Below are 22,258 nucleotides of genomic sequence, written 5' to 3' on the forward strand. Positions count from 1 at the left end.
GCGTCCTCTCATGGCACATAAGAAGGGTGCGAGCTCAACTCGCAACGGTCGCGACTCAAACGCGCAGCGTCTCGGCGTGAAGCGCTTCGGCGGGCAGGAGGTCAACGCCGGCGAGATCATCATTCGTCAGCGTGGCACGCACTTCCACCCCGGCGCCAACGTGGGCCGCGGCAAAGACGACACGCTCTTCGCGCTCGAGACCGGCTCAGTCCAGTTCAGCAGCAAGGGCCGTCGCCGCGTGGTGAGCATTCTCACCGCTGCGGAGTGACATTCCGTTTTTCAGCATGATCGAGGCGGGCTCGCATAGCGAGCTCGCCTCTTTCGCACCTTAAGGAGCACATCCCATGGCACTCAGCTTCGTCGACGACGTCGTGCTGCACGTCACAGCAGGTGACGGCGGCGACGGCTGTGCGTCAATTCGCCGCGAGAAGTTCAAACCGCTCGCCGGCCCCGACGGCGGCAACGGGGGTGACGGCGGCAACGTCATCGTCGAATCCGACCCGCAGATCACCACACTGTTGGCCTACCACCGTCGACCGCATCAGCGGGCCGAGAGCGGCGGCTTCGGCATGGGCGACTACCGCGACGGCTATGCGGGGCAGGATCTGATCCTGCCCGTTCCCGTCGGCACGGTCGTTCGCGACGCAGATGGCGAGATGCTCATCGACCTCGACCAGCCGGGCATGCGCTACACGGTGGCGCAGGGCGGCATCGGCGGTCTCGGCAACAACTCGCTCGCCTCGACGAAACGCAAGGCCCCCGGCTTCGCACTGCTCGGCACACCGGGCTGGAGCGGCGACGTGCGCCTCGAGCTCAAGACCATGGCCGATGTGGCTCTCGTCGGATACCCGTCAGCAGGCAAGTCGAGCCTGATCGCAGCCATGAGCGCGGCCAAGCCGAAGATCGCCGACTACCCGTTCACGACGCTCGCTCCGAATCTGGGCGTCGTCGAGGCCGGAGATGTGCGGTTCACTGTGGCAGACGTGCCCGGGCTCATCGAAGGGGCCAGCGAAGGCAAGGGGCTGGGCCTCGACTTTCTGCGGCATGTGGAGCGGTGCGAGGCTCTGGTGCATGTGCTCGACTGCGCCACGATCGAGCCGAATCGGGATCCGATCAGCGACCTCGAAACGATTCTGGCCGAACTCGCGAAGTATCCGGTCGCCGAGGGCAAAACGCCGCTCATCGAGCGTCCGCAGCTTGTCGCGCTCAACAAAGTCGACGTACCTGAGGCCGAGGAGCTCGCCGAGTTCGTCACAGATGATCTTGAGCAGCAGGGATTCCGCGTGTTCCAGGTCTCGGCGGCCACACGCCGCGGCCTGCGCGAGCTCACCTTCGCGATGGCCGGACTGGTCGCCGAGGGTCGGGCCGCGCAGCGTGCCGAGGCCGAAGCCGAGGCTGAGCAGCCGGAGCGCATCGTGATTCGTCCGCGATCACGTCGTCGTGAGGCCGAGTTCACCATCTCTCGTGAGACCGGCCCGGACGGCGAGTACTTCCGTATTCTCGGCGAGAAGCCGGAGCGCTGGATCGCCCAGACGATGTTCGACAACGACGAAGCGGTGGGCTACCTCGCCGACCGGCTGAATCGGTTGGGCATCGAGCAGGAGCTGTTCCGTGCCGGTGCGCGCGCCGGATCGGCCGTGGTCATCGGCCCGGGCAGCAACGAGCGAATCTTCGACTGGGAGCCGTCGATCACCTCCGGCGCCGAGATCGCTGCGCCGCGTGGCGAGGATCTGCGCCTGAGCGATCACTCGCGCCCGACCCGTGCCGAGAAGCGCGTCGAGTACTACGAGCGCATGGATGCCAAGGCCGCTGCCCGAGCCGAACTGCAGGCCGAACGCGAAGCCGGCCTGTGGACGGAGGATCGAGAGCGGACGAGGGCGACCAGTGCATCCGCCGCAGGCTCGACAAACACGACGGATGCCGCAGGCTCGGCCGCTGAGGACACCTCGGACGAAGGAGAGCAGCGGTGAGCACCGTCATCTCGCAGGCTGGGATTCCCGGCGCCGGGCGCATCGTCGTCAAAGTCGGCTCGTCGTCGATCACTGGTGAGAACGAGCACCAGCTCGGCCATCTGGTGTCGGCGCTGGCGCAGCTGCATGAAGGGGGCGTCGAGGTCGTCCTGGTGTCGTCCGGAGCGATCGCGACCGGGCTGCCGCTGCTGAACCTGAACGGTCGGCCCGCCGACCTGGCGACTTCACAGGCAGCGGCTGCCGTGGGCCAGGCACGACTCATGTACCGCTACGAGTCGGTGTTCGATGCCTTCAGCGTGACGACCGCACAGGTGCTGCTCACCGCGAGCGACATCGACGACCGCAGACATCGCCGTCAGGCGCAGCAGACCATCGATCGACTGCTCGATCTGCGTGTGCTGCCCATCATCAACGAGAACGACACCGTCGCGACGCATGAGATTCGCTTCGGAGACAACGATCGGCTGGCGGCGCTCACCGCGGTGCTGGTGCGGGCCGATGCGCTGGTGCTGCTCTCAGACGTCGATGCGCTCTATGACCGACCGCCGCAGCGCGAGGGCTCGAAGCCCCTGCACTTCGTCGCGCACGACGACGATCTTGAACACATCGAGGTCTCGCCGGTGACGGTCAACGGCGTCGGCACCGGGGGAGCGGTCACGAAGATCGCCTCGGCTCGGGTCGCGACCGAGGCGGGCATCCCGGTGCTGCTCACCTCGACCGAGCACGTCTCGAACGCGCTTTCGGGTCAGTCGATCGGCACCTGGTTCGAGGCGCGCCCGGTGCTCGGCCACGAGCTCACCGACACCGGAGCACTGCAGACCATCGAGTCGGTCACCCACGAACACTGAGGGGCGTATGTGCTGAGTGTCTGAGAATCTGGACACCTCACACACATGACGCTCACAGAATTCGCTCAGTATGCTCGAAGCAGTTCTTCGCGAGAACGCCCGGACGACGCATCGCCGACACTCGCGCGAAGATCCCGGGTTCAGGCCCGGATGAGAGAGATCGGAGAGCCTGTGAACGAGTCAGCTGCCAGAAGTGAGAAGCACGATGTGACGGTGCTCGTCGTCGACGACGAGCCGAACCTGCTTGAGCTCGTCGCTTCAGCCGTGCGCTACGAAGGCCTGAACGTGATGACCTCGCTCAACGGCCGAGGAGCGGTCGAGGCCGCCCGCACCACTCGACCCGACGTGGTGATCCTCGATGTGATGCTGCCCGACCTCAGCGGATTCGAGGTGCTGCGCAAGCTGCATGAGATCGACGAGAGCATCCCAGTGATCTTTCTCACCGCCCGTGATGCGGTCGAAGACCGCATCGCCGGCATCACCGTGGGCGCCGATGACTATCTGACCAAACCGTTCAACATCGAAGAGCTCATGGCGCGCGTGCGCGGGCTGCTGCGACGCTCACGGCACTGGGTCGAAGAGGAGCACGACCCCACTGTCGTCGTCGGCGATCTCATGCTGAACGAAGACTCATACGAAGTGACCCGCGGCGGCGACGAGATCAAGCTCACAGCGACCGAGTTCGAACTGCTGCGCTTCTTGATGCGCAATGCCAAGAAGGTCATGTCCAAAACGCAGATACTCGATCACGTCTGGCACTATGACTTCGGCGGAGAGGTCAATGTCGTCGAGCTGTACATCTCGTATCTGCGCAAGAAGATCGACCACGGGCGCGAGCCGATGATCCACACCGTTCGAGGCGTCGGATACGTGCTGAAGCCTGCGGTATGACCGATCGCGAGGGGCCGCGCACCTCGCACCAGCCCGCTGCGAGGCCCGGCGTCGACCGTCGCAAGAGGCGAGGCCTGCTGCGGCACTGGCGGCTGCTGCCGCTGAGCAAGACACTGCCGATCATGCTCGCTGCGCTGCTGTTCTCGAGCGTGGCCCTGATCGCGACCGTCACCACGTCTGCGCTGAACACCTCGCTGTACGGGCAGCTCAACACCGAGCTGAGTCTCGCGACCGAGCGTGCCCGAGCCACTGATGTGGCGAAGGGGGATGCCGCGGTGCGGCCCGATGACCCGGTTCCGCCCGGCTTGGACGTGCGCACGCAGCGGGCGCACACCATCATCGTCGACCTGCGGCAGGGATCTCTCAGAGCCGGGTACATCGACGACGGCGAGACTCCGACCTTCCACCAGCTCGACTCCGATCAGGTCGCGATGCTGCTGAAGGTGCCGGTCGACGGCGGCTTCTACGACGTGCCGCTGCCCGATCTCGGCACCTACCGTGCCGTCGCGATCAACGACCGAACCGGTGCTCGACAGGTCGTCGCCATCTCACAGGAGGCCGTGGCCAATACGATCACGCAGTACATGGTCGTGCAGATGATCGTGATCGCGCTGGCCGGCATCGGCGCGCTGCTGCTCGGCTGGATGCTCATGCGCCGGGCGCTGCATCCTCTCGAGGTCGTCGCACGAACCGCGCAGAGCGTGGCCGGGCGCGAACTCGCCACCGGAGACGCGGCGCTGACCGAACGCATTCCCGAGGTCTTCGTCGACGACGTGACCGAGGTGGGGCGCGTGGCGGGCAGCTTCAACCGCATGCTCACACACATCGACGACGCCTTCCGCGTGCGACGGGCCAGCGAGACGAAGCTGCGCCGCTTCGTCGCAGACGCCAGCCATGAGCTGCGCACGCCGCTCGCATCGATTCGCGGCTACACGCAGCTCGTGCTGCGCGATGCCGACACGCTGCCGCCGCATGCGGCCGAGCAGCTGGGTCGCGTGCGCAGCGAGTCCGAGCGCATGTCTGACCTGGTCGAAGACCTGCTGCTGCTCGCACGTTTGGACAACGAGCCGGTGATCGAGCGTGAAGAGGTCGACCTGCGAGGGCTGCTGATCGACGCCGTCGCAGACGCGCACGCCGCGGGCCCGAACCACCACTGGCAGCTCGACCTCGACGCCAGCCAGCCGCTCGAGGTGCTGGGAGACGAGAACAGCCTGCGTCAGGTGCTGGTCAACCTGCTCGCGAACTCCCGCACACACACGCCGGCCGGAACGAACGTGGTGCTCGGCGCTGCGATCGTCGGCGACGACGTGCGCATCCAAGTGCGCGACGACGGCCAGGGCATTCCGGAACAGATGGTCGACACGATCTTCGATCGTTTCGTCAAGGCTGACGACTCCCGCACCCCGGGGCAGGGGTCGACCGGGCTCGGACTGTCGATCGTGCAGGCGCTGGTTCATGCGCACGGCGGCAGCGTCTCGGTCGCGTCGACTCCGCAGCGCTTCGATGACGACGGCAGGCCGCTGGAAGGCGTCCACGGAACGACGTTCACCGTGCTGCTGTCGAGACTGCAGCATCCACAGCAGGACGACGAGACCGGTGCCCAGAACGACGCTGACGATGCGAGCGCGAATCGCGCCTGATCGTGTCGGCGCCGTGTCATAGACTGTGAGGCATGTCAGCAGACCAGTCACGCGACGATCGTTCACCGCTCACCGGCGAGGCGGCTCTTGCCGCTCTGCGGCCGCGTCTGCAGGCAGCGAAGCAGGCCGGGCGCTCGCTCGCCACCCGCACCTCGGGTGTCAAAGACGCAGCGCTTGAGGCGATCGCCCAGGCGCTCGTCGACAATGAGCCGCGCATTCTCGAGGCCAACGCGCGCGATCTCGACCGCGCGGTCGAGACGGAGCTGCCGTTGCCCATGCACGACCGACTGCGCCTCGATCATGACCGCATTGCAGCGCTCGCCGACGCCGTGCGCGTCGTGGTGGGGCTGACCGACCCGATCGGTACGCTCGTGCGCGGTCATCGGCTGCCGAACGGTGTGCGCATCGAGCAGGTTCGTGTGCCTTTCGGCGTGCTGGGCGTGATCTACGAGGCACGTCCGAACGTCACGGTCGACATCGCCGCCCTCGCGATCAAGAGCGGCAACGCCGTGGCGCTGCGCGGCGGCTCGGCTGCGCATGACACCAATGACGTGCTGGTGCAGGTGCTGCGTGAGGCGATCGCCTCGGTCGGGCTGCCGGCGGATGCCGTGGTGAGTGTCGACGACCACGGTCGGGCGGGCGCTGACGCACTGATGCATGCGCGTGGGCTGATCGACGTGCTGATTCCGCGCGGCGGCAAGGCGCTGATCCAGCGGGTGGTGCAGACTTCGACCGTGCCGGTGATCGAGACCGGTGACGGCAACGTGCACGTCTACCTCGATGCGAGTGCCGATCTGCAGCATGCGGTCGACATCGTGGTGAATGCGAAGACCCAACGCGTGAGTGTGTGCAACGCCGCCGAGACGGTGCTCGTGCATCGTGACGCGGCTGAACGGGTGCTTCCCGCTGTGCTGACCGCACTGCATGACAGAGACGTGACGATTCACGGAGACGAGGCAGTACAGGCGATCGACTCCTCGGTCGTTCCCGCGACCGAAGACGATTGGCAGACGGAGTATCTCGCACTCGAGCTGGCAGTGCATGTCGTCGATTCGATCGACGAGGCGATCGAGCACATCAATCACTTCTCGACGCACCACACCGAGTCGATCATCACCGAAGACTATGCGAACGCCGAGCGCTTTCTCGCCGAGGTGGACTCGGCTGTGGTCATGGTCAACACCTCGACCCGTTTCACCGACGGCGGCCAGTTCGGGTTCGGCGCTGAGGTCGGCATCTCGACGCAGAAGCTCCATGCGCGCGGGCCGATGGGGCTGCCCGAGCTCACCACCACGAAGTGGCTGGTGCGCGGCGAGGGTCAGATCAGACACTGACCGCTGGCTGGCGCGTGGCGGGCACGCTGGCGCGTGTGTACTGAAGTGGTCGCGTCATCCTCTATCATGGGGTGAGTAGTCAGAAGATGAGGACACAATGCTTGCAACTGCCGTGAACGTACTTGCCGCTGAATCAGTGGAGCACTCGATGCCGATGCCTCCGTGGGGCTTCGCACTGGTCGCCGCTGTGGTCTTCATCCTGCTCGGGCTCATCGTGTTCAGCTACCGTGACGTCAACAACCGGCATCACGATGAGGTCGTTCCGCCGCTTCCCGAGCTGGCCGCCGGTTCAGAGGCGCACAAGGGGCACTGAGCTCCGCCAGTCGCGTGCACACACAGATCACCCCGCATCGGCGTCGACGTATCGGCGTCATGGGCGGTACCTTCGATCCGATTCACCACGGCCACTTAGTGGCTGCCAGCGAGGTGGCGAACGCGTTCGACCTCGACGAAGTGGTGTTCGTACCCACCGGCCAGCCATGGATGAAAGCTGATCGCCGGGTCACCGATGCCGACCAGCGTTACCTGATGACGGTGATCGCCACAGCATCCAACCCGAGGTTCACCGTGAGTCGGGTCGACATCGATCGAGCGGGCCCCACCTACACGATCGACACCCTTCGCGACCTGCATCGCCTGCGCCCCGAGGCCGAGCTCTTCTTCATCTCTGGGGCCGATGCCATCGCCCAGATTCTGACGTGGAAAGACAGCGAAGAGCTCTGGAAGCTCGCGCATTTCGTCGCCGTCAGCAGGCCCGGGCATCCGCTCTCACTTTCGAGCCTGCCGCATGACGACGTAAGCTTGCTAGAGATACCTGCGCTTGCGATATCGTCGACAGACTGTCGACGGCGTGCGCGCCGTGGTCAGCCCGTGTGGTACTTGGTGCCAGACGGCGTTGTCCAGTACATCAGTAAATACGGACTGTATCGGGATGAGGACTAAGTGGCCGAAGAACATCAGCTGACGCGGCGAGAGCTGCGTGCACGAGAGCGCGCGGCTCAGCTGGCTGCCTCCGAGGCCGCAGCGGCAAAGACTCCGAGCGACGCATCGAAGACTTCCGGCGATGCAGAGAAGAAGCAGACAGCAGCCGGTTCAGGGCAGGGTGCTGCCTCGAAGGCGCAGCAGTCGGCACAGAGCACTGCTGCCGACGGGCAGTCGAAACGAGCGCATCATCGGCACGGCGCCCCGGCAGCGGCGGCACAGTCGACTCCTGCTCAGCGCCCGGCATCGGCTCAGCGTCCGGCTCCGGCGAAGAAGCCGGCTCCGCAGCCCGCTCCCGCCACATCGGCAGGTTCGGCCTTCGTGAAGTCGACGTCGCCCGCACAGGCGAAGCCCACCCCGAAGCCGGCTGAGAAGCAGCCTGCGGCAGAACGGCCTGCCGCAAAATCGGTTGGCGGCCCCTCGTCGACGCCTGGCGGCTCGCAGGCGACGCCTGCAGCGAAACCGGCTGCGGCATCCCCGACGCCGTCGACAGCGGAACCTCGTCGCCGCCGGCCGCTGCTGGCCGACGCGCCGGTTGGCTCATCGAAGCCTCGCGCAGCGGCTCCGACCCCGTCGGCGTCGAAGCCCGCAGCTCAGCCCAGCCAACCGGCGAAGGCTGAGAGCACTCCGGTGATCATCACTCCGGCGACGTCTGACAGCGACGTCGACGCCAGGATCGCCCCCAACAAGCCGACCATCACGACCGGCCCAGCAACGGCCAGCGTGCTGGTGCTGCCGAGCACACCCGAGCAGAACAGCCTCGCGCTGCCGCTCGACTCGACCGGTGATGTGCTGATCACGACCGGTTCGATCACGCTGCCGCAGCTGACCACCGACACCGGTGTCATCCCGGCGGCGTACGAGAAAGATCGCGGCGACCCGCTGGCCGACACCAGCGACTCGGTGCCGGTGACCGACGAGACACGTCCCGTGTCTGCCGTCGAGACGGTGCGTCGCTACGAGACCGACCGCATTCTGCCCGAGAACTCACAGCACGATCGCATGAACAAGCTGTCGATCGGTCTGCTGATCGGCGCCGGCGTGCTGCTCATCGCCGCCACCGTGTTCGTGCTGCTGCGGATCTTCGGCGCATGACGGCCAGCGCAGAGGCGAAACGCCTGGCACAGATCGCCGCCCAGGCCGCGCTCGACTTGAACGGGCACGACATCGTCGCGCTCGACGTCTCGGGCACGAACCCGTTCGCAGACATCTTCGTGGTCGTCACCGGCTCGAGCGACCGCAATGTGGTCGCCATCGCCGACGCTGTGCAGGATGCCATGGTCGAGAACGGCGTGAAGATGCGAGGCCGCGAGGGGCGCGAGCTGGGGGAGTGGGTGCTGCAGAACTTCGGCGATGTGGTCGTGCACACCTTCCAGGCAGAGTCGCGCGACTTCTATGCCCTGGAACGCATCTGGAACACGGCGCCGGTGGTCGAGCTTGACCTGCACGATGGTGCGGAGAGCACCTCTGCGCGCTGAATCGGGTGCGAATCCCGTGACCCCGGCTGACGACGCTGATGCGCCAGAGCGGGGCGCCTTTCGTCGCTGGCTGGGGCGTCATCCTCGGATGCTGCGCGTCTGGCGGGCAGGTGTCGCCTGCGTCGGCGGGTGCGTGCTGGCCCTCGGCATCGTGCTGCTGCCGCTGCCCGGCCCCGGCTGGGTCGTGATCTTCTTCGGCCTCGGCATTCTCGCGACGGAGTTCGCCTGGGCTGCGAAGGCGCTGAAACCACTGAAGAGGTTCTGGGCGTGGCTCAGCGCACGGATGGAACGTCGGCGTGAGCGGCGTCGCGGATAGTTTGACAGCGCTGTGGTGAACAGTGCCGCAGCGGGGAGCTGTCTGCTCGGGCTGGGCTCGTGCCTCAGCCTGAACGGGCTTGTCGATCTCGGGTTGCAATCTTCAAGCAGTTCGGTCTAAGATTATCGAGTTGGCTGAAACGCCGTGAGGTGTTTTGAAGCTCCGAAAGGGGCCTGTGGCGCAGCTGGTAGCGCACCTGCATGGCATGCAGGGGGTCAGGGGTTCGAGTCCCCTCAGGTCCACACGAGATGGTTGAGACATCGCTCGTAACATCAGAAATCCCGCCAGGTGCAACTGGCGGGATTTCTGCGTTGAGGGGCTGATCTGCGCGCAGTGTTTTGCGGGCACCGTGCTCTGCAGGCAATGTGGTGCTGTGTACTGTGGCGACTTTCAGCATGAGGGCACATCCGGTTTGACTCTGTGCTGATGAGTCATTGTGCCGATAAGCCTTTGCGCCGGTGCACGGATCCGCTCGGATGTACATGGTTTTGTCGAGATCAGCTGAGTTTGAGCGGAACGGTGCTGTGCTCAACAAATCCGTGTTGCACTGAAGCAAGTAGGGCGGCGCCGCGTTCGACCAGTTGGAGGTGGGGCGGTGATGTAAGGCAGCAGCTTGAGTGCTGTACTCGGCCACCAGCACCGGGTATGTGTGTTGCAGAGCTTCCTGCGCCAGTGCTCCTGCGCCAGCGGACCGACACGCTCACTCCGGCGCCGAGTACCGTGCGATCTTGAAATCGGTCGCCTCGCGGGCGAGCTCCAGCTCGGCGATCTGGCGTTCGATGCGGTCTCGCTGATCGAGCATGATCTGTCTGCGCTCAGGAATCGTCGCGTCGCCCTGCTCGACCAGCGCGATGTAACGGCGCAGCTCGCTCATCCCCATGCCCGACACTCGCATCCTCGTCACGAAGACGAGACGTCTCAGCGCGAAGGCGTCGTAGCGGCGCCGTCCCTGAGCATTACGGGTCGGGCGCACGAGTTTCTGCTGCTCGTAGTACCGCAGTGTGTGCGCCGAGAGACCGACCAGCTGCGCAGCCTCGGCGATGCCGATCTCGTTCGACGAGTCTTCGATCGTGGCGTCATCCAGCAGCTCGTGCAGCAGATCGACGGCTCCCGCATCGGGTGTCGCATCGATCTGCTGCATGAGCGTGCGAATGAGGTCGTCTGTAGCCATGTCGTCGAGCCTAGTGGTGGTCTCTCATCGTGCCTGTGCGAAAGCCGGAATGCGCTGACAAGTCTTCGAAATGGGATCCGTCCGTGATCAGATCGGCCGTGCCTGGGTGTGCGTCTGGCCAGGGAAATCTGCCGATTCAGAGACTTTCGCCCACGCTTCGACGTCGTCGAGAGCGGTGCGATAAGCCGTGCTCAGGGTGCGCACCGCCTCGGCTCCAAGCGGCAGGCGCAGCGGCGGATGTCGTACTGCGATGACCTGTCGAATCACGGCGGCAGCCCGCGTGGGGTCTCCCTCCTGCAGACCGTCCGACCCGCGCATGTCGGCGCGCACCGCGCCAGCGACGTCGTCGTACTCCGTGCGCTCGGTCGCCTGTAGCAGCACCCCTGCTCGGTTGAACTCAGTGCGAAGTCGGCTGGGCTCGACGATGAGCACGTCGATGCCGAACGGCTGCACCTCGAGCGCCAGTGCTTCGGACCACCCCTCGAGCGCGAACTTGCCGGCGGAGTAGCTGCCGACGGCGGGGAACGACCTACGGCCTCCCTGGCTGCTGATCTGCACGATGGTGCCCGAACGGGCGGCGCGCAGATGCGGCAGCACGGCGCGCACATAGGCTGCCGGGCCGAACAGATGCTGCGCCAGCATGTCGCGCAGGGCAGCATCGTCGACCTCTTCGGCTGTGCCGACCTGGCCGACACCGGCGTTGTTGACGAGCACGTCGATGCGACCGAACCGGCTGATCGCCTCGGTCACGACATCCGCTGCCCGGTCGGTGTCGCGAACATCATGTGCGATTGTGCAGAGCGTGTCAGGATACGCCTGCCGCAGGTCAGCGAATCTGCTGAGGTCGCGAGCGGTGCCGACGACCCGTTCTCCTGACTCCAACGCTGCCGTCGCCAGTGCCCGGCCCAGACCGGACGACGCCCCGGTGATCAGCCAGACTCTGCTGGCTGCTGTCTTCTCGACTGATTCGCTGCTGCTCGCGTGGTCTGTGTTCGTGATGGTGTCTGCTCTGTGAGCATTGTTCGTTCTGTGGATGCGGTCTGCTCTGTCGTTCGTCATGTCGACGACGGTAGAGGTTCGAGCGCGCTCGAACGCAAGTCTCTGGAGAAAAAGCAGCGGGTGCGGCAGCGTGCTCGGGGCAATCGCACTACAGCGAAGCGGCTGAGGCGGCTACGGCCAGATCGCAGAAGCTGGGATAGTGTTGGTCCCAGCCTGAGCCTGCACACAGAGCACAACATCCAGCCGCGCCCACCCCACGACTGAAAGCAGACCGCATGACTGACACCGCGCATCCCCAGAACGATTCGACGCCTGACGAGACGCGCTCGACGCTCTTCATCGGGGGCGCCGCGCGCGCGACCGACGAGACGACGGCCATCATTGATCCGGCGAGGCCGAGCCATATTGTCGGCCATGCGGCGGCGGCATCGCCAGCAGACGTGGCAGACGCCGTGGCTGCGGCGAAAGGTGCGTTCGCGCAGTGGTCGGCGCTGACCCCGCAGCAGCGCGCCGACCTGATGACCGAGGCCGTCGCAGACATCGCGGCAGACCGAGATGCGGATGCCGCGCTGCTGTCGCGAGAGAACGGCAAGATCGTGGCCGAGGCGTGGGTCGACGCGCTTGTGTTCGAGCTGCGCTGGCGACAGGCGCTCACACTGGTCGACCAAGTCGATGCGGATGCCGTGCTGCACCCCGAACCCGGCATCCCGGTCGAGACGACGGTGACGTATCAGCCGCTTGGTGTGGCCACGGTGATCGTGCCGTTCAACTGGCCGCTGGCGATTCTCGCGGCATCGCTGCCGTACGCGCTGCTGGCCGGCAACACAGTGATCGTGAAGCCGCCGCTGACTGCTCCGCTGGCGACGGCGCAGCTCGTGCAGCGGGTTGCCGAGCGCCTGCCCGCAGGCGTGCTGAACGTCGTGACCGGGCCGGACGCGAACATGACGGGACTGATTCGCAACGATGATGTCGCGAAGGTCTGCTTCACCGGGAGCGTGAGCGGCGGTCGTCGCATGATGGAGCTCGCCGCGCCGACGCTGACCCGTGTGACGCTGGAGCTCGGCGGCAACGATGCGGCGATCGTGTTCGATGACGCTCCGCTCGACGAGGAGCACTTGGACCGGCTCTTCCACGCGGTGTTCGACTCGACCGGACAGATCTGTATGAACGCCAAGCGCATCTACGTGCACCGGTCGCGCCTCGACGAGCTGGTGGCCGGGCTCTCTGCGCGGCTCGACCACGTGGTGCTCGGCGACGGTGCCGACCCGAAGACGACGATGGGGCCGCTGCATTCGGCGGAACAGAAGAGGTTCGTCGACGGGCTGATCACCGAGGCGAAAGCGGCCGAGGCCGACGTGCGAGAGTTCGGCGAGCTGCCGGGCGGCGATCTGGGGGCAGGCAACTTCGTGCGGCCGGCGATCGTGGTCGAACCCGATGCGGGTCTGCGCGTGGTCACCGAAGAGCAGTTCGGACCGGTGATCCCGGTGATGGCGTTCGACGATGAGGCGGATGCGGTGCGCCTTGCCAACGACAGCTGGGCGGCCCTGGGCGGCTCGGTCTGGACGATGGATGCGGCGCGGGCTCGGCGGGTTGCCGGCCAGCTGGTCTGCGGGTACGTGTGGATCAACGACCACGGTGCGAACCGGCTCGATCTGCGGGCGCCGTTCGGTGGACTCAAGTCGTCGGGCATGGGGCGTGAGCAGGGGCTGGACGGGCTGCGTGACTTCCAGGATGCGCGGGCGGTCGCGGTGCTGGAGTCTGAGGTGCTCGAGTCGGCGTAGTCGGCTCGGGGAGATGACAGCCAGATGACGCCACCATATCAGCGGGTTCTGGTGATATGTCAGGACCGCGCTGCATCCTCGCCCGGATATCGTTGACCTATGCTGCACGATTCGCTGCTCATCAGGCATGGCCGTGTGCTCGACGTCGACGGTCATATCGAGCGTCTGTCTCGGTCCAGCGGCTGGTCGCTGGACCGAGTGCGTGCTGTCTACCGCGAGCTGCTGCAGAAGCCGGAAGTCGCAGAGGGCCTGTGGTTTCCGAGGATCTCGATCGATCAGCTGACGTGTAGGGTGCAGACGCGCTCGATCGCAGAAACGACACTGCGCACTGAGGTGCGTCTCTGGACGCCATCGTGCTCTGACCCCCGCCAGCGGCCCGAGCTGAAGGGCCCTGACTTTCCGGTGCAGATGTCGCTGCGCGCCCAGGCGCAAGCAGGCGGCGCAGACGAAGCGGTGCTGGTCGGCGCTGACGGCACGCTTCGTGAGGGCGCCTTCAGCAGCATCGTGCACTGGTCTGAGGGCCGACTGGTGGTATCAGGCAGCGAACAACGGCTGCCGAGCGTCACAGAAGCTGCGGTCATCCGAATTGCGGGCCTTCGGGGCGATGCGGTCGCAAGTCGGCTCTGCACCCCAGACGAGGTGCGCGCGGCCGACGAAGTGTGGGTGCTCAGCTCACTGCATGGTATTCGTGTGGTCAGTACATGGGATGGCCTGCGGGTCGCTTCGAACGGGCGGGCGGATGACTATCGAGCGGCGCTGCGAGGGTGTGAGCAGCACGTCGTCGAGTGGCTTGAGAATGCGCCGGCAGAACGGAGCGCGCAGCGGCACATCGCTCATCTGCGTCAGGCGGAAGGCTACGTTCCACACCAGTGCAAGCGCGATCGACACATATGAGCACATGCGACGAGACCACCGCAGAGCGCTGGTGGATCGACGTGCGACGTCTGCACATCGATCTCTGCGCCGCAGACGTACACGCCGCGCTCTACGCCGATGATTCACGGAGCTTCTGGCTGGACAGCAACAGTGGCGACGAACGATCGGCGATCAGTGTGCTGGGCACGCTCGACGGAGTGCACGCTCACGTGCTCTCGTATCGTGCAGGGGAGTCCCATACGACAAGAATCGCTGTCGACGGCAGCAGCGAACAAGTCGAAGGAGACCTGTTGCACGTCGCTGAGACACAGCTGACGAGGTTCGCCACTGGACGGCCGCCACCCGCAGTCGGAGGCTTTTGCCTCGGCTACATCGGCTATCTCGGGTATGGGCTCAAAGCCAGCACCTGTGGCGTCGCTGACTCGACACCCTCTGACATGCCAGACGGGCTTCTGACCTTTGCCGAACGAGCGATCGTCTTCGACCATGTGTCGGGTGAGGTGCAGCTGCTTGCGTTGCGCTCCGAAGGGGCTGACAAGACACTGGATGCTGCCTCGCGGCTCTGGATGCGGCGAACGACCCGCACCCTGCTGACGTTGGCGGCGACGTCGTCTGTGTCGTCGGGCAGGCGGCTGCGGAAGCAGGAGCAGCAGGAACGCGGCTTGTCGCCGGCGGAGTCGCGGGACGGGGCGTCGTCTCAGACCTGCGCGCTCCCAGATGATGCGACGCTGCAGGCCGCTTTCGGCTTTCGCCATGACCGTGAGTGCTACATGGAACGTGTGCAGACGAGCCAACGACACATAGCCGCTGGTGATTCGTACGAGGTATGTCTCACGAACATGGCGGAGTACCCCGTGTCAGTCGACCCCGTGTCAACCTATCAGCGGCTCAGAGAGCTCTCACGGGTTCCCTACGGTGCGCTGCTGCGATGCGGTGACTTCTCGGTGCTGAGCGCCTCGCCAGAGTGCTTCTTGACGATCGACGAGAACAGAACGGTCGAGACACGGCCGATTAAAGGCACCAGCCCACGCGGGGCGACTCCGCTGCAAGACGCACAGCGTCGTGAAGAACTGTTCAGCTCTGAGAAAGAGCGCGCAGAGAACCTGATGATCGTCGATCTCATGCGGAACGACCTGAGCCGAGTGTGCCGACCAGAGACGGTACGGGTGCCGAGGCTGTTCGCGGTTGAGTCGTTTCCCGGCGTTCATCAACTGATCAGTACGGTCAGAGCAGAGCTGCGAGACGACTGCACAGCGTTCGACTGCATACGCGCGACGTTTCCGGCCGGCTCCATGACTGGAGCACCGAAACGTCGCACGATGCAGATCATCGACGAGCTTGAGGGCGGCCCACGCGGTGTCTACGCCGGTGCCCTCGGCTGGCTTTCGCCGAACGGCACACTGTCACTCAGCGTGGTCATTCGCACGATTGTCGTCGAGCCGCATCGTGCGACGTTCGGCGTCGGCGGCGCAATCACGCAGCTGTCACAGGCAGCGGACGAGTACGCTGAGACGCTCGTGAAAGCGAGGGTTCTCGGTGCTGCGCTGCTGCAGTCCGGGCTCAGCGATCCTGCGGAAAGCCCCAGACCTCGTCGGCGATCTTCGTGATCTCGCGGAGCTTCGCCCACTGCTGTTCCTCGGTGAGCACGTTGCCCTCTTCGGTCGAGGCGAAGCCGCACTGCGGGCTCAGGGCGAGCTGATCGAGCGGGGCGAATTCCGCAGCCTCGCGAATACGCGCGCGCACGGCATCCGCCGATTCGAGGTCACCCGACTTCGACGTGACCAGCCCGAGCACGACCCGGCGACCGTCATGTGGCAGAAAGCGCAGCGGCTCGAAGCCGCCTGCACGATCGGAGTCGTACTCCAGGAAGAAGCCGTCGTAGTCGACCTGGCCGAGCAGGTACGGGGCGACCGGCTCGTAGCCGCCCGACGAGATCCACGTCGAGCGGAAGTTGCCACGACAGACGTGCGTGGTGATCGTCATGTCGTCAGGGCGGTCGCGAACGATGTCGTTCAGCAGATCGGCGTAGGCCTGAGCGATGTTCTCAGTGTCGAGTCCGCGCTCGCGGGCACGCTCCAGTTCCAGATCAGAGCAGAGATACGCCCATGCGGTGTCGTCGAACTGCAGGTAGCGGCACCCCGCAGCGTGGAACGCACGGACGGCATCCCGCCACGTCTGAGCCAGATCGGCGAACAGCGAAGCCCGGTCGGGGTAGACGCTGTGGTCGATGCTCTCGGGGGCCAGACGAAAGTGCATGACGGTCGGCGCCGGGATGCACTGCTTGGCCGTGACCGTGGTGTGGTCGCGCACGAAGCGGAAGTGCTCGAGCATGGGGTGGTCGTCGGGAAAGCTCACTTTGCCGGTGATGTGCACGGCGTGCGGCTTCGGCGCCGTGCCGTGAAAGGCCATGCCGCTGTCTTCTTCGACGATCTCGACGCCGTTGAGCCCGCTGAAGAAGTCGAAGTGCCAGAAGGCGCGACGGAATTCACCGTCGGTCACGGCCTGCAGCCCGACCTCCTGCTGCTTGGCGATGACGCGTGCGATCTGCTCGTCTTCGACGGCGCGCAGCGCGGCAGCGTCGATCTCGCCGCGGGCGAAGCGGTCACGCGCGTCGTGAACGGCGGGCGGGCGAAGCAGACTGCCGACCTGGTCGGCGCGAAATGGGATGCTGTGCGAGGTTGTCATAGGTTCAGTTCTATCAGTTCGGTGGCCGCTGAGGGCTTCTGGCGGCGCCGGACCACGGCTTGTCGTGGTCAGTCGGTATCCTTGAGTGACAGCCGTACGAGCGCTGTCTATCGAAAGGCACGAACCGCATGACCGAGGGAATGATCGACCACCAGACCGATCTGCAGTACGTCTCGACACGAGGGGGCATGCAGCCCGCGACGTTCACCGAGGTGCTGCTCGACGGTCTCGCCCCCGACGGCGGGCTCGTGGTGCCGCAGACGATTCCCCAGGTGAGCGCCGAACAGCGCGAGTCGTGGCGGTCGCTGACCTACCCGCAGCTCGCAGCGAAGGTGATCGCGCTCTACGCGACCGACATCCCGACTGCCGATCTCGAAGCGCTCACCGCCAAGGCCTACGGGCCCGAGCGCTTTCCCGACCCGGTCGTGCCGCTGACCCCGCTCGACGGGCGCACAGTTCTGGTGGGCCTGTCGCAGGGCCCGACCATGGCCTTCAAAGACCTGGCGATGCAGTTTCTGGGCGAGGCGATGCCCTACGTGCTCGCGCGCCGCGGCCGACGGCTGAACATCCTGGGCGCCACTTCGGGCGACACCGGCTCGGCCGCAGAGCACGCCTTTCGCGGCAAGCCCGGCATCAGCGTGTTCATGCTCTCGCCACAGGGCCGTATGAGCGATGTGCAGCGTGCGCAGATGTACTCGATCACCGACGACAACGTGCACAACATCGCCATCGACGGAGTCTTCGACGACTGCCAGAACATCGTGAAGGCGATCAACGGCGATGCACAGTTCAAGGCCGACCAGGCCATCGGCGCCGTCAACTCGATCAACTTCGGCCGAATCAGCGCACAGATCGTGTACTACTTCTGGGCGTGGCTGCGTGCGACGGATGCAGTGGCCGAGTCCGACCGCGCCGAGGCGATGCTCTCGGTGGCGGTGCCGTCGGGCAACTTCGGCAACATCTACGCGGGTCACCTCTCGCGCAGCATGGGGCTGCCGATCGACCGTCTGATCCTCGCCACCAACGAGAACAACGTGCTCGACGACTTCTTCCGCACCGGTGTGTACGTGCCGCGTTCGCGCGAAGAGACGCTGGCCACGTCGAGCCCCTCGATGGACATCTCGAAGGCCTCGAACCTCGAACGCTTCATCTGGGAGCTGCTGGGCACAGACGCATTCCCCGAGCGCTGGGCCGAGCTGCAGCGCACCGGTCGCCTCGACCTCAGCGCCGAGCTGCCGCGCCTGCACGCCGAATTCGGCTTCATCAGCGGAACCAGCACTCACGCCGACCGGCTCGCCAGCATCCGATCGACCTATGAGCACAGCGGCGTCGTCATCGATCCGCACACCGCTGACGGGGTCACGGTGGCGCATGAGCTCGATGTGCCCGGCCTGACCCTGGTGCTTGAGACGGCGCTGCCGGCCAAGTTCAGCGACACGGTGCACGAGGCGCTGGGCGATGACGTCGACGTGATCTCGCCCGCCGTGCGTGAACTGCTGCAGCAGCCTCAACACGTCGTCGATCTGCCAGATGATGTGGATGCCGTGCGTGCGTACCTCGAGGAGCACGCGCTGACGGCGCAGGTCTGAGTCTGCGCAGCTGACGGCGCGAGGTCTGTACCAGCGGATCTTACTTACCAGGTGAACTAAACTGGGATCATGACGACTCTGGTGTGGTTTCGAGACGATCTGCGGGTGAGGGACAACCCGGCGCTGCTGCAGGCGTCTCGTGACCCGGAGGGCGTCGTCTGTGTCTACCTGCTCGATGAGCAGAGTCCGGAGACCCGCGCACTGGGCGGAGCGGCGAAGTGGTGGCTGCACCAGTCTCTGATGCGCCTCAGCGAGCGGCTGGCCGAGCTCGGCGCGCCGCTGCTGCTCGAGCGCGGAGCCGCCCGTGAAGTGATTCCGCGTCTCATCTGGGGTGCTGGCGCTGGTGCAGGCGCACACGCTGAGGTCGGTGTGCATGTCGAGGCTGGTTCGCACACAGATGGTGGCGCGAACGTCGGCACCGGGGCGACGCAGATCACCCGGGTCGTCTGGAACCGGCGGTACGGTCCAGAGAAGGCGATCGATGCCGATCTGAAGCTCCGGCTGCGCAACGCAGGCGTCGCCGTGCAGTCGTTCGCTGCGAATCTGCTGCACGAACCCTGGACCGTGCAGACGAAGACCGGGGGAGCGTACAAAGTCTATTCGCCCTTCTGGCGAGCCTGTGGCGAACTGCCCGTTCGCGCTCCGGTGCCGGCGCCCGACCATCTCACGCCTGCATCCGTCGAACTGCCGACGCAAGACGGAGGACGTGAGCGGTCTGCCAGCACTGCCAGCACTGCCAGCACTGCCAGCACTGCCAACTCTGCCAGCTCGGCCAGCTCGGCCGCCGAGACGTTCTCGACGACGCTTGCGAGCTGGAACCTGCGGCCGAGCGCTCCCGACTGGTCAGCGGGCCTCGCGGATCGGTGGACACCGGGAGAGGACGCGGCCCATCGACGGCTGGCGACCTTTCTGGGCGAGGAAGCGTCGTATGCTGCCCCGGGAAGCTCACAGAGACCTGCGCCGATTGACGAGTATGCCGAGCACCGTGACGAACCTGCCGACGACGACGCGGTCTCGGGGCTCTCGCCACACCTGCGGTGGGGAGAGATCAGCCCGGCGACGGTCTGGCGGCAGGCCATCGCGAGCGGTCGGTCGGTCGGGACGTTCCTGAGCGAGCTCGGCTGGCGGGAGTTCGCATGGCACACGCTCTTTCAGCATCCCGATCTGGCGACGACCAACCTCGACCGCCGATTCGATGCGTTTCCGTGGCGAGCCGGGGCGAGGCAGGCCGCGGATGCCGCAATGTCTGCCGCAGAGAACCCTGAGCTGCGGGCCTGGCAGCAGGGCCGCACAGGGGAGCCGCTCGTCGACGCCGGTATGCGCGAACTCTGGCACACCGGCGTCATGCACAATCGCGTGCGCATGGTGGCCGCTTCGTATCTGGTCAAGAATCTGATGATCGACTGGCGGGTCGGGGAACGCTGGTTCTGGGACACGCTCGTCGATGCGGATGCGGCGAGCAACCCATTCAACTGGCAGTGGGTTGCCGGGTGCGGGGCGGACGCTGCGCCCTACTTCCGCATTTTCAACCCCGAGACCCAGCGGCGTCGGTTCGACCCGCAGGGAGAGTATGTCGACCGGTGGCAGGCGAGGCAGCCCGGGATCGAGCCGCTGGTCGACCTGCGCGCGAGTCGTGCGCGTGCGCTCGCAGCCTATGCCGAACTCACACGGGCGCCTCGGTGATACCGGTGATCGAGGTGACGGTGACGCGCCCGGCCGCGAGCAGAGCTGCGTCAGAGCCGGCGATCGGCAGATCATCTGGGTCGGCGATCATCAAATGGACGTGGTCGCCCTGACGTTCGGTCATGGTGGTGTGCACGATGCCGAACGGCGCCAGTGTCGCCGAGACCGCTTCGATGCTCTCAAGCCGGCCGGGCGCGGCGTTGGGAACGTTCAGGTTCAGAACGGTGCCCGGCGCGCTGTTCGCGACCCTGGGCAGCGCCGCCCTGACGGCGTCGGCGGCCGTCGCCCAGTGCGGATGCTCGCGCGAGTCGGCGACCGCCAGCGAGACCGCGAGGCCGCGGGCGCCGTTGACCCCGCCGGTGAGTGCCGCACCGACCGTGCCGGAGTGCAGGATGGCCCGGCCGATGTTGGCGCCCCGATTGATGCCGGAGAGCACGAGGTCGGGAGGCGGGCCGAACGCCTCATGGGCGGCGAGCAGCGCGATGAGGGCAGGCGCTGCGAAGACAGTGAAGGCCTCAGCGTCAAGATCGGCGAGCTCTCTCGGCTCGACGCGAATGCTGCCGTGCCCGCCTGCCGCAGTCACCGCTGACGACTCAGAGGCGTTGATCGATGCGCTGCTGCCGCTCGCCTCTTCTGGTGGGGCTGCGACGACTACGTCGTAGCCAGCTGCTCTGGCGGTGCGAGCCAGCGCGACGAGGCCGGGGGAGTCGATGCCATCGTCATTCGTGATCAGGGCTCGCATCGCTCGGTCCCTTTCGGATCAGTCGGGCCAGCTGGACGGGTGACAGTCGTACGCGCGGTTCTGGCGCATCGGCGGCGAATGGCGAGATCTGCACGAACCTGCTGAGGTCGATGATGGCCGAGCGGTCTCCGGTGCCGAGCCCGTGCCGCGTGACGCTGAGCGCGCCTGCGGCGGCTCCGATGACTGCAGCCTGTTCGACCGACTGCTGCTGCGCCAGGCAGGCGGCCACCGCCGCAGTGAACGAGTCGCCGGCGCCTGTGGCGTCGAGCACTGCCATGCGTGGGGCGGTCACCTGCTGCACGGCATCACCGGCGAGCATCAGCAGAGGCAGCTCTGCGCGTGTGACGAGCACGACATCGGCGCCGTGGTCTTGGATCGCACGCATAGCCCTGACGATCTCGACCGGCTCGGTCGACGAGACGCGGCGGTCGGCGAGCAGCTCGTCGTGGCTGATCTTCACAATGTCGACGCCGCCCTGCAGAGCGGCGTCGAGACGCGGGCCGGCCAGATCGACCATGACCTTGGCAGATCGGTCGCGCAGGTCGGCCGCCAGACGCCGGTAGACGTCGGCAGGCAGCGCTCGGTCACCGTGCGGGCCGCTGAGCAGTACCACGTCGGCGCTCAGAGCGGCTCGCAGCGTCTGCCCGTAGAGCGTATCGAGCGCATGGCGATTGATCGGGTCGCCGCCGGTCTCGACGATGTGCTGGCGGTGGCCGGTGCGCCGGTCGTGGATGTAGGCGGCTCCCTGGCCGGAGCGCTGAACGGCGCGCAGATCGAAGCCCTCATCTGTGATCAGGTGCTGCAGCACGCGGCCCGTCTCACCGGCGAAGCTGGCACAGAGAATCGGGGTCGCCCCGATGACCCGCACCATGCGGGCCTGCCAGACTCCTTGGCCGCCGGCATGCAGGTGAATGTCAGGCTCGCCGGCCTGCTCTTCGACGGTGATGGTGAGCAGCGGAGACGGCGCGAAGATCACAACGCTGCCGAGAGGCTCGGCGGCGAGCCGCGTGTGCAGTTCGGTCGTGTCGCTCACGGGGGCCTCCCTCCGCGCTTTTCACGATGCTATGCGGTGTGCCGCACCTGTGTCGAGTGGTTCCGTGAGATCAGTCGACCAGGGCGCTTTGTCCAGACCTCGAAGAGCCAGGTCAGGAAAGGGAAGGTCGACATGGCGAGTCCGGCGATGATGACCCGGAGCTTCCACCGGAACCACACGCCGGCGAGCAGGCAGACGGCGACGAAGACCAGCCAGGTGACACCGTGCGTCCAGTCACACG

At 66.1% G+C, this 22,258-nt stretch carries 21 protein-coding genes, 1 tRNA gene and 1 pseudogene; 17 read left to right on the forward strand and 6 right to left on the reverse strand.

Annotation, left to right across the window (positions count from 1 at the left end; genetic code table 11):
• Window positions 1-10 precede the first annotated feature (10 nt).
• From rpmA to F8O07_RS05590, 12 genes are all read left to right on the forward strand, one after another.
• A complete protein-coding gene (rpmA, locus tag F8O07_RS05535; protein ID WP_158031103.1) occupies window positions 11-268 on the forward strand; it encodes a 50S ribosomal protein L27 in 258 nt (85 codons plus the stop codon).
• A 76-nt stretch (window positions 269-344) separates the two neighbouring features.
• Window positions 345-1,970, forward strand: a complete 1,626-nt coding sequence (gene obgE, locus F8O07_RS05540; protein WP_158031104.1) for a GTPase ObgE — start codon at window positions 345-347, stop codon at window positions 1,968-1,970.
• Complete coding sequence (proB, locus tag F8O07_RS05545; RefSeq protein ID WP_158031105.1) at window positions 1,967-2,818, forward strand: glutamate 5-kinase; 852 nt, start codon at window positions 1,967-1,969, stop codon at window positions 2,816-2,818. The genes obgE and proB overlap by 4 nt, the downstream gene beginning before the upstream one ends.
• A gap of 171 nt (window positions 2,819-2,989) precedes the next feature.
• Complete coding sequence (locus F8O07_RS05550) at window positions 2,990-3,709, forward strand: response regulator transcription factor (RefSeq protein WP_225732829.1); 720 nt, start codon at window positions 2,990-2,992, stop codon at window positions 3,707-3,709.
• Window positions 3,706-5,349 (forward strand): sensor histidine kinase, encoded by a 1,644-nt coding sequence (locus F8O07_RS05555; protein ID WP_158031107.1) that lies wholly within the window; start codon window positions 3,706-3,708, stop codon window positions 5,347-5,349. Before F8O07_RS05550 ends, F8O07_RS05555 begins: the two co-directional genes overlap by 4 nt.
• A gap of 32 nt (window positions 5,350-5,381) precedes the next feature.
• Window positions 5,382-6,683, forward strand: a complete 1,302-nt coding sequence (locus F8O07_RS05560) for a glutamate-5-semialdehyde dehydrogenase (RefSeq protein ID WP_158031108.1) — start codon at window positions 5,382-5,384, stop codon at window positions 6,681-6,683.
• 97 nt (window positions 6,684-6,780) lie between these two features.
• Window positions 6,781-6,996 carry a hypothetical protein gene (locus F8O07_RS05565; RefSeq protein ID WP_158031109.1) on the forward strand — a complete coding sequence of 72 codons (216 nt, stop codon included), beginning with the start codon at window positions 6,781-6,783 and terminating at the stop codon, window positions 6,994-6,996.
• A 26-nt stretch (window positions 6,997-7,022) separates the two neighbouring features.
• The gene (nadD, locus tag F8O07_RS05570) at window positions 7,023-7,625 is read left to right on the forward strand and encodes a nicotinate-nucleotide adenylyltransferase (RefSeq protein WP_412973581.1); all 603 of its coding nucleotides are present in this window, start codon (window positions 7,023-7,025) and stop codon (window positions 7,623-7,625) included.
• Window positions 7,626-8,759: a hypothetical protein gene (locus F8O07_RS05575; RefSeq protein ID WP_158031110.1), complete on the forward strand. Its 1,134-nt coding sequence runs from the start codon at window positions 7,626-7,628 to the stop codon at window positions 8,757-8,759.
• Window positions 8,756-9,142 (forward strand): ribosome silencing factor, encoded by a 387-nt coding sequence (gene rsfS, locus F8O07_RS05580; protein WP_158031111.1) that lies wholly within the window; start codon window positions 8,756-8,758, stop codon window positions 9,140-9,142. Before F8O07_RS05575 ends, rsfS begins: the two co-directional genes overlap by 4 nt.
• Window positions 9,143-9,158: 16 nt before the next feature.
• A complete protein-coding gene (locus tag F8O07_RS05585) occupies window positions 9,159-9,458 on the forward strand; it encodes a TIGR02611 family protein (RefSeq protein WP_225733191.1) in 300 nt (99 codons plus the stop codon).
• 169 nt (window positions 9,459-9,627) lie between these two features.
• Window positions 9,628-9,700: transfer RNA gene (locus F8O07_RS05590), tRNA-Ala, on the forward strand.
• A gap of 458 nt (window positions 9,701-10,158) precedes the next feature.
• On the opposite strand, the gene F8O07_RS05595 is transcribed toward F8O07_RS05590, so the two are convergent.
• Window positions 10,159-10,629: a MerR family transcriptional regulator gene (locus tag F8O07_RS05595; protein WP_158031113.1), complete on the reverse strand. Its 471-nt coding sequence runs from the start codon at window positions 10,627-10,629 to the stop codon at window positions 10,159-10,161.
• An 87-nt stretch (window positions 10,630-10,716) separates the two neighbouring features.
• Window positions 10,717-11,688 (reverse strand): SDR family NAD(P)-dependent oxidoreductase, encoded by a 972-nt coding sequence (locus tag F8O07_RS05600; RefSeq protein ID WP_158031114.1) that lies wholly within the window; start codon window positions 11,686-11,688, stop codon window positions 10,717-10,719.
• A 215-nt stretch (window positions 11,689-11,903) separates the two neighbouring features.
• Between F8O07_RS05600 and F8O07_RS05605 the strand changes: the two genes are divergently transcribed.
• The 3 genes from F8O07_RS05605 (at window position 11,904) to pabB (ending at window position 15,892) form a co-directional block, all read left to right on the forward strand.
• Window positions 11,904-13,409 (forward strand): aldehyde dehydrogenase family protein, encoded by a 1,506-nt coding sequence (locus tag F8O07_RS05605; RefSeq protein ID WP_158031115.1) that lies wholly within the window; start codon window positions 11,904-11,906, stop codon window positions 13,407-13,409.
• A gap of 99 nt (window positions 13,410-13,508) precedes the next feature.
• The gene (locus F8O07_RS05610) at window positions 13,509-14,303 is read left to right on the forward strand and encodes an aminotransferase class IV (protein ID WP_158031116.1); all 795 of its coding nucleotides are present in this window, start codon (window positions 13,509-13,511) and stop codon (window positions 14,301-14,303) included.
• Entirely contained in the window at window positions 14,300-15,892 is a 1,593-nt protein-coding gene (gene pabB, locus F8O07_RS05615) for an aminodeoxychorismate synthase component I (protein WP_158031117.1), read from the forward strand. Before F8O07_RS05610 ends, pabB begins: the two co-directional genes overlap by 4 nt.
• On the opposite strand, the gene F8O07_RS05620 is transcribed toward pabB, so the two are convergent.
• A complete protein-coding gene (locus tag F8O07_RS05620; protein WP_158031118.1) occupies window positions 15,846-16,970 on the reverse strand; it encodes a 5-methyltetrahydropteroyltriglutamate--homocysteine S-methyltransferase in 1,125 nt (374 codons plus the stop codon). The two genes, pabB and F8O07_RS05620, sit on opposite strands and share 47 nt — an antisense overlap.
• A 161-nt stretch (window positions 16,971-17,131) precedes the next feature.
• Here F8O07_RS05620 and thrC point away from each other — a divergent pair, with 161 nt between their 5' ends.
• Together thrC and F8O07_RS05630 are read left to right on the forward strand one after the other, a co-directional pair.
• Window positions 17,132-18,559 (forward strand): threonine synthase, encoded by a 1,428-nt coding sequence (thrC, locus tag F8O07_RS05625; protein WP_158031816.1) that lies wholly within the window; start codon window positions 17,132-17,134, stop codon window positions 18,557-18,559.
• 69 nt (window positions 18,560-18,628) lie between these two features.
• On the forward strand, window positions 18,629-20,242 hold the full coding sequence (locus tag F8O07_RS05630) for a cryptochrome/photolyase family protein (RefSeq protein ID WP_158031119.1): 1,614 nt from the start codon (window positions 18,629-18,631) through the stop codon (window positions 20,240-20,242).
• Here F8O07_RS05630 and surE read toward each other — a convergent pair.
• From surE to F8O07_RS10840, 3 genes and pseudogenes are all read right to left on the reverse strand, one after another.
• Window positions 20,223-20,984: a 5'/3'-nucleotidase SurE gene (surE, locus tag F8O07_RS05635; RefSeq protein WP_158031120.1), complete on the reverse strand. Its 762-nt coding sequence runs from the start codon at window positions 20,982-20,984 to the stop codon at window positions 20,223-20,225. The two genes, F8O07_RS05630 and surE, sit on opposite strands and share 20 nt — an antisense overlap.
• Window positions 20,962-22,017: a PfkB family carbohydrate kinase gene (locus F8O07_RS05640; protein ID WP_225733192.1), complete on the reverse strand. Its 1,056-nt coding sequence runs from the start codon at window positions 22,015-22,017 to the stop codon at window positions 20,962-20,964. The genes surE and F8O07_RS05640 overlap by 23 nt, the downstream gene beginning before the upstream one ends.
• 29 nt (window positions 22,018-22,046) lie before the next feature.
• Window positions 22,047-22,241: pseudogene (locus F8O07_RS10840) on the reverse strand (DUF3817 domain-containing protein); the annotation flags it as partial.
• Window positions 22,242-22,258 lie beyond the last annotated feature (17 nt).

Origin of the sequence: Pseudoclavibacter sp. CFCC 13796 (assembly GCF_008831185.1) — a bacterium.
Lineage (GTDB): Bacteria > Actinomycetota > Actinomycetes > Actinomycetales > Microbacteriaceae > Pseudoclavibacter_A.

Excerpts from the sequence above, each read along its gene's own strand:
- rpmA (WP_158031103.1), top strand. The coding sequence starts at position 11 with ATGGCACATAAGAAGGGTGCGAGCTCAACTCGCAACGGTCGCGACTCA.
- obgE (WP_158031104.1), top strand. The coding sequence starts at position 345 with ATGGCACTCAGCTTCGTCGACGACGTCGTGCTGCACGTCACAGCAGGT.
- F8O07_RS05555 (WP_158031107.1), top strand. The coding sequence starts at position 3,706 with ATGACCGATCGCGAGGGGCCGCGCACCTCGCACCAGCCCGCTGCGAGG.
- F8O07_RS05560 (WP_158031108.1), top strand. The coding sequence starts at position 5,382 with ATGTCAGCAGACCAGTCACGCGACGATCGTTCACCGCTCACCGGCGAG.
- F8O07_RS05565 (WP_158031109.1), top strand. The coding sequence starts at position 6,781 with ATGCTTGCAACTGCCGTGAACGTACTTGCCGCTGAATCAGTGGAGCAC.
- rsfS (WP_158031111.1), top strand. The coding sequence starts at position 8,756 with ATGACGGCCAGCGCAGAGGCGAAACGCCTGGCACAGATCGCCGCCCAG.
- F8O07_RS05595 (WP_158031113.1), bottom strand. The coding sequence starts at position 10,629 with ATGGCTACAGACGACCTCATTCGCACGCTCATGCAGCAGATCGATGCG.
- F8O07_RS05600 (WP_158031114.1), bottom strand. The coding sequence starts at position 11,688 with ATGACGAACGACAGAGCAGACCGCATCCACAGAACGAACAATGCTCAC.
- F8O07_RS05605 (WP_158031115.1), top strand. The coding sequence starts at position 11,904 with ATGACTGACACCGCGCATCCCCAGAACGATTCGACGCCTGACGAGACG.
- F8O07_RS05610 (WP_158031116.1), top strand. The coding sequence starts at position 13,509 with ATGCTGCACGATTCGCTGCTCATCAGGCATGGCCGTGTGCTCGACGTC.
- pabB (WP_158031117.1), top strand. The coding sequence starts at position 14,300 with ATGAGCACATGCGACGAGACCACCGCAGAGCGCTGGTGGATCGACGTG.
- F8O07_RS05620 (WP_158031118.1), bottom strand. The coding sequence starts at position 16,970 with ATGACAACCTCGCACAGCATCCCATTTCGCGCCGACCAGGTCGGCAGT.
- F8O07_RS05630 (WP_158031119.1), top strand. The coding sequence starts at position 18,629 with ATGACGACTCTGGTGTGGTTTCGAGACGATCTGCGGGTGAGGGACAAC.
- surE (WP_158031120.1), bottom strand. The coding sequence starts at position 20,984 with ATGCGAGCCCTGATCACGAATGACGATGGCATCGACTCCCCCGGCCTC.